Genomic DNA, 5,935 nt, shown 5'->3' on the forward strand with positions numbered 1-5,935 from the left:
GCCCATTATCTCCGGTTATATAGGGATGTTTTTTTGAGCGCCGGCAGCACATTTCAGCGCCCGGATATTACTGCCATCCATCGCTGTGGCAGACCAGTCAACAAGGCCATAAAGCAACCTGTTGAAAATAAGGTTAATCACTGCCGATTTTGACCATTGGTTAAAGCGGATAAACGGTTTTCCACGGCCCCTATCGTTTAGATAAATCGCGCCATAGGGCACCTGAACACAACACCCAGAACATGCCGTTGATGATCATGCGGTGCTGTGCCCATGGCCGTCCGCCCCGTGGCGTAGCAGGCTCAAGAGGCAACAAGGACTGGATGATGGTCCATGCTTCGCCGGGAAGGTCGTAGCGAGGCATAGTTTACTATGTCTTGAAAACAGATAGTTACTATAGCCCGGATGATTAAGGGACACAGCTTAGCTGCAGGTCACCTGCAGCCAGGCCTTAATTCATTTACGGTGAAGGTTTTTCAGGCCCATCGTCGCGCAGTTATCTAACGTTACTCTTCGCCTTCATAAGCCTGACGATAGAGTTCAATGACCTGCTCTTTAGTCGCTTTGCGCGGGTTCGTTAACTGGCAGACATCTTTTTTCGCATTCTCGGCCATGATGGCAAAATCTTCAGGTTTGACGCCCAGGCTTTTCAGATCGCGAGGAATGCCAACCTGCCTGCTCAGGCGGCGGATGGCGTTAATGGCTTTAACCGCAGCCTCATCGGTAGAGAGCCCGGCCACGTTTTCCCCCATGGCCTCTGCAATATCGCGGAAGCGATTAAGGTTGCCAATCAAGTTAAAGTACTCAACATAAGGCAGCAGAATGGCATTACATACCCCATGGGGAAGGTTATAGAACCCGCCCAACTGATGCGCCATCGCATGGACATAGCCCAGAGAAGCGTTGTTAAAGGCAATCCCGGCGAGGTACTGCGCGTAGGCCATATTATCCCTTGCCTTCATATATTCGCCGTTTGCCACAGCTTTGGGAAGGTACTGGGTGATCATCCTGATCGCTTGCAGCGCGGCGGCATCAGTCAGCGGGTTCGCCATGGTAGACACGTACGCTTCGATGGCGTGAGTTAACGCATCCATGCCGGTCGCGGCGGTCAGTGAAGGTGGCATCCCGACCATGAGCTCCGGGTCGTTAATCGAGATTTGAGGCGTCACGCGCCAGTCAACAATCGCCATTTTAACTTTACGTGCTGTATCAGTGATGATGCAGAAACGGGTAATTTCTGAAGCGGTACCTGCGGTGGTGTTGATTGCCATTAATGGGATCATATCGTTGCTGGATTTATCAATACCCTCAAAGTCGTGAATATTTCCTCCATTGGCTGCGACTAATCCAATACCTTTCGCACAGTCATGGGAGGAACCGCCACCGAGTGAAACAATACCATTGCAGCCATGTTCCCGGTAAAAACTAATCCCCGCCTCTACGTTTTTATCTGTGGGGTTAGGTTCCGCGCCACCAAATATACGCGCTTCAATACCGGCTTCTTCATAAATTTTAGCGACTTTGTCCGCCATGCCACTTTTTGCCAGGAAAGCGTCCGTGACAATCATGATTTTTTTTACATCTAACGTTTTTGCCAGCGTACCGGCTTCCTGAACACTGCCTTCGCCAAATACATTTCGTGTTGGCAGAAAATAATATGTCGACATTGAGCTTCCCCTGTTCATAAATGTGATTGTTAATGTGTCCATGACTGCTTTTGAGCGGTAGACAAAATGCATCAAGCGCGGAGCGGGTGATGCGAACAAAAGCGCGGACCGAACATATCCACGACAATGGTAAGGGATTACTGGTAAAGAACAGAGAACAACCTCACAAAAGGAATGGTCTTTATAACAAAAAGAATTATCTTTTTTCACATTGCATGTCTGGTTGGTCGTTGACCTGGTCGATTCAGGTTACCGCTGGAGATTTCACGCCGGCCAATACACAAATGTTGTTGCAAATCTTGCGACGTCTGCGGCAGAGGGAAGCGGCGAAAATAATCGGGTGAGCCATACACGGCGGCGATGAAGGGGCCTGTCTCCGATCTTCGTACGAATACATAAACAATTTCCTGACAGTCCAATAAATCGTCCGCACCACCTCGCAGGATACAAACACATCGCTGGACAGCCTATTTGTTTCGGCCTATTTTTAATCAATCGATTGATTAACTCTTTTATGAGGCAATATGCCGACCTCTCAACCTCCCATAACTTCTCGTGGCGAACAGGCTAAAAATAGCCTTATTAAAGCTGCCATCGCTCAGTTTGGTGAATATGGCTTGCAGGCGACCACCCGTGATATCGCGGCTCTTGCCGGGCAAAATATTGCGGCTATCACCTATTATTTCGGCTCAAAAGAAGAGCTGTATATTGCTTCTGCTGGGTGGATTGCTGATTTTATCAACGACAATTTTCTTGAGCACATGCAGTGCGCCGAAGAGGTTATGAGTCAGTCGCCATCAGACAAAGCGCAAATCCGCCAGCTAATTCATACGGCATGTGAGCAAATGATAAGGCTGCTCACCTCCGATGAAACTCTGAATCTCAGCAAATTTATCTCTCGCGAACAGCTTTCGCCAACACCCGCTTATCAGCTCATCCACGATCGTGTGATAGCACCGATGCACAGCCACCTGACTTCCCTTGTGGGCCGTTACACTGGACGTGATCCCCTGGATACCGAAACCATTTTGCATACTCACGCTTTGCTCGGACAGATTCTGGCCTTCCGACTGGGGCGGGAAACTATTTTACTACGCACCGGTTGGACAAACTTTGATAAGGCCAACCGGCAGCAAATCAGTAGCGTTGTGTTAACCCACGTCGATTTCATCCTGCTGGGATTGTCTGTTAATTAAGGAAGATCGTGCCATGAAAAATAAAAAGCCCATGGTTGTGCTCGTTGTTATTGCGTTGCTGGTCAGCTGTTTTGGCGGCTGGATGTGGTATCAAAGCGAGCAGGAAAAGCCATTAACGCTCTACGGGAATGTGGATATTCGCACAGTGAACATGAGCTTTCGCGTCGGTGGTCGCCTCGCTACGTTGCAGGTCGATGAAGGCGATTCAATCAAGGCTGGGGAAACGCTCGGGGAACTGGACAAAGGCCCGTATCAAAACGCCTTGCAACAGGCGGAAGCAAACGTTGCAGCGACACAAGCGAAATTTGATTTGATTATTGCCGGCTACCGTGACGAAGAAATTGCCCAGGTGGCCGCGCAGGTGAATCAGGCGCAGGCTGCCTATGACTATGCCCAGAATTTTTACCAGCGCCAACAAGGGCTGTGGGCCAGACGCATGATTGCTGCAAATGAGCTGGAAAATTCCCGTTCATCAAGCGATCAGGCAAAAGCTACACTGAAAGCCGCGCGCGATAAGCTCAGTCAGTACCACAACGGTAACCGCCCGCAAGAGATTGCCCAGGCACAGGCCAGTCTGCAACAGGCTAAAGCACAGCTCTCCCAGGCGCAGCTGGATTTACAGGACACCACGCTTACCGCCCCATCCGCCGGCACATTGCTTACTCGCGCTGTTGAACCAGGGAGCATGCTCAGCGCGGGTAGCACGGTATTAACGCTTTCCCTTACACGCCCGGTGTGGGTACGTGCTTATGTGAATGAAGTGAGTCTTTACAATGTACAGCCGGGTACGGAAGTGCAGATTTATACCGACGGGCGTCCCGAAAAGCCCTATCACGGCAAAATTGGCTTTGTTTCTCCTACCGCGGAGTTCACCCCTAAAACGGTTGAGACGCCCGATCTGCGCACCGATTTGGTCTATCGCCTGCGCATTATCGTGACCGATGCCGACGATTCGCTGCGTCAGGGTATGCCGGTCACCGTAAGTTTTAACAATGGTGCCCAGCATGACCCGCTATGACAGCGGCATCATCCGCTTGCAGGGGCTGATGAAAAACTTCCCTGAACTGGGTAAACCCGCGGTAGCAAGCCTTGAATGTGAAATCCACCCGGGGGAAGTCACCGGGTTGGTGGGGCCTGACGGCGCAGGGAAAACCACGCTAATGCGTATGCTGGCAGGCTTGATGAAACCTAGCGGGGGAAGTGCACAGGTCATAGGCCTCGACCCAATCAAAGATGGCAGTGCCCTACACGCCGTAGTAGGGTACATGCCGCAAAAATTCGGGCTGTATGAAGACCTGACGGTAATGGAAAATCTCACTCTGTACGCAGACCTGCGTGGAGTGACGGACGAGGAACGTAAAAAAACATTTGCGCGGCTGCTAGAATTTACTTCCCTCGGTCCCTTTACCTCGCGCCTCGCCGGCAAACTTTCCGGCGGTATGAAGCAGAAGCTAGGCCTCGCCTGTACACTGGTCGGCCAACCCAAGGTTCTGCTGCTCGATGAGCCCGGCGTCGGCGTAGACCCCATTTCGCGACGCGAGCTGTGGCAGATGGTGCACGAACTGGCAGGTGAAGGGATGCTGATCCTATGGAGTACTTCGTACCTCGACGAAGCCGAACAGTGCCGCGAGGTGCTGCTGCTAAACGAAGGCGAGCTGCTGTATCACGGAGCACCAAAAGAGCTGACGCAGAAAATGGCCGGGCGTTCGCTGCTGGTGAGTCATGGGGGAGAAAACAACCGCAAGCTACTTCAGCGGGCGCTGAAATTGCCGCAGGTGAGCGACGGTGTGATCCAGGGGCGTTCCGTACGTCTGATACTGGCAAAAGACGCCACTATAGAAGAGCTGGCACAAGCATTGGATCTGTCTCTGGAGCAAATAACGCGTACCGTCCCGCGTTTTGAAGATGCGTTTATCGAACTGCTGGGGGGCACCGGCACGAAGGAATCACCGCTAGGAAAAATACTGCATACGGTGGAAGGCAGTTCCGAAGAAACGGTGATTGAAGCCAAACAGCTCACAAAGAAATTTGGTGATTTCACAGCGACTGACCAGGTCAATTTTACCGTACAGCGCGGCGAGATCTTCGGGCTGCTTGGGCCGAACGGCGCGGGTAAATCCACGACGTTTAAAATGATGTGCGGGCTGCTAGTGCCGACCTCTGGCAAGGCGCTGGTGTTGGATATGGATCTGAAAACCAGCTCCGGTAAGGCCCGTCAGCATCTGGGATATATGGCACAGAAGTTTTCGTTGTACGGCAACCTGACGGTTGCACAAAATCTGCGTTTCTTCTCAGGTGTATACGGGCTGCACGGCAAGGTGCAGGACGACAAAATTTCCCGTATGAGCGAAGCGTTTAACCTCCAGCCGATATTTAACAGCCCGACAGATTCCCTGCCACTCGGCTTCAAGCAGCGCCTGGCGTTGGCCTGCTCACTGATGCATGAGCCGGATATTCTGTTCCTTGATGAACCCACGTCTGGCGTTGACCCGATTACACGGCGCGAATTCTGGTTGCACATCAACGACATGGTTGAAAAAGGTGTAACCGTGATGGTCACCACACACTTTATGGACGAGGCGGAATATTGCGACCGTATCGGGCTGGTATATCGTGGCAAGCTTATCGCCAGCGGCACGCCGGACGATCTCAAACAGCAGGCGGCAGACGACGAGCAGGTCGACCCAACCATGGAACAGGCATTTATCACGCTGATAAACAAGTGGGATAAGGAGCACACGCATGAGTGAGCATAAAATAGTCTCATGGAGGCGAGTACGCGCCCTCTGCGTGAAGGAAACGCGCCAGATTGCGCGTGACCCGAGCAGTTGGTTGATTGCTGTGGTGATCCCCCTGCTGCTGCTTTTTATTTTCGGCTTTGGCATCAACCTGGATTCAAGCCGCCTGCACGTGGGGATTCTGCTGGAACAGCAAAGCGAAGAAGCGCTGAGTTTCGCTCATACCATCAGCGCTTCGCCCTACATTCAGCCGACCATCAGCGATAACCGCCACGAACTGATTCAGCTCATGCAGGCGGGAAAAATCCGCGGCATAGTGGTTATCCCTACAGAC

The 5,935-nt window shown here is 52.0% G+C and carries 5 protein-coding genes and 1 pseudogene; 4 read left to right on the forward strand and 2 right to left on the reverse strand.

Annotated elements, in window-relative coordinates:
• Both AC1DUO_RS23005 and AC1DUO_RS23010 read right to left on the reverse strand, forming a co-directional pair.
• A pseudogene (locus tag AC1DUO_RS23005) lies at window positions 1-364 on the reverse strand (transposase); the annotation flags it as partial.
• 142 nt (window positions 365-506) lie between these two features.
• Window positions 507-1,667 (reverse strand): iron-containing alcohol dehydrogenase, encoded by a 1,161-nt coding sequence (locus AC1DUO_RS23010; protein ID WP_013578164.1) that lies wholly within the window; start codon window positions 1,665-1,667, stop codon window positions 507-509.
• Window positions 1,668-2,191: 524 nt separating this feature from the next.
• Between AC1DUO_RS23010 and cecR the strand changes: the two genes are divergently transcribed.
• The 4 genes from cecR to AC1DUO_RS23030 form a co-directional block, all read left to right on the forward strand.
• On the forward strand, window positions 2,192-2,863 hold the full coding sequence (cecR, locus tag AC1DUO_RS23015) for a transcriptional regulator CecR (RefSeq protein WP_013578163.1): 672 nt from the start codon (window positions 2,192-2,194) through the stop codon (window positions 2,861-2,863).
• A 13-nt stretch (window positions 2,864-2,876) separates the two neighbouring features.
• The gene (hlyD, locus tag AC1DUO_RS23020) at window positions 2,877-3,881 is read left to right on the forward strand and encodes a secretion protein HlyD (RefSeq protein ID WP_013578162.1); all 1,005 of its coding nucleotides are present in this window, start codon (window positions 2,877-2,879) and stop codon (window positions 3,879-3,881) included.
• Complete coding sequence (locus AC1DUO_RS23025; RefSeq protein ID WP_119262440.1) at window positions 3,868-5,613, forward strand: ATP-binding cassette domain-containing protein; 1,746 nt, start codon at window positions 3,868-3,870, stop codon at window positions 5,611-5,613. Before hlyD ends, AC1DUO_RS23025 begins: the two co-directional genes overlap by 14 nt.
• Window positions 5,606-5,935 (forward strand): ABC transporter permease (locus tag AC1DUO_RS23030; RefSeq protein ID WP_477988922.1); only part of this gene is annotated, 330 nt, incomplete at its 3' end. The genes AC1DUO_RS23025 and AC1DUO_RS23030, both read left to right, overlap by 8 nt.

This window comes from Rahnella sp. P4_A8 (assembly GCF_056402435.1).

What these genes read in the sequence shown, in the direction of transcription:
- hlyD (WP_013578162.1), top strand. Translation starts at nt 2,877, where the DNA reads ATGAAAAATAAAAAGCCCATGGTTGTGCTCGTTGTTATTGCGTTGCTG.
- AC1DUO_RS23025 (WP_119262440.1), top strand. Translation starts at nt 3,868, where the DNA reads ATGACCCGCTATGACAGCGGCATCATCCGCTTGCAGGGGCTGATGAAA.
- AC1DUO_RS23010 (WP_013578164.1), bottom strand. Translation starts at nt 1,667, where the DNA reads ATGTCGACATATTATTTTCTGCCAACACGAAATGTATTTGGCGAAGGC.
- cecR (WP_013578163.1), top strand. Translation starts at nt 2,192, where the DNA reads ATGCCGACCTCTCAACCTCCCATAACTTCTCGTGGCGAACAGGCTAAA.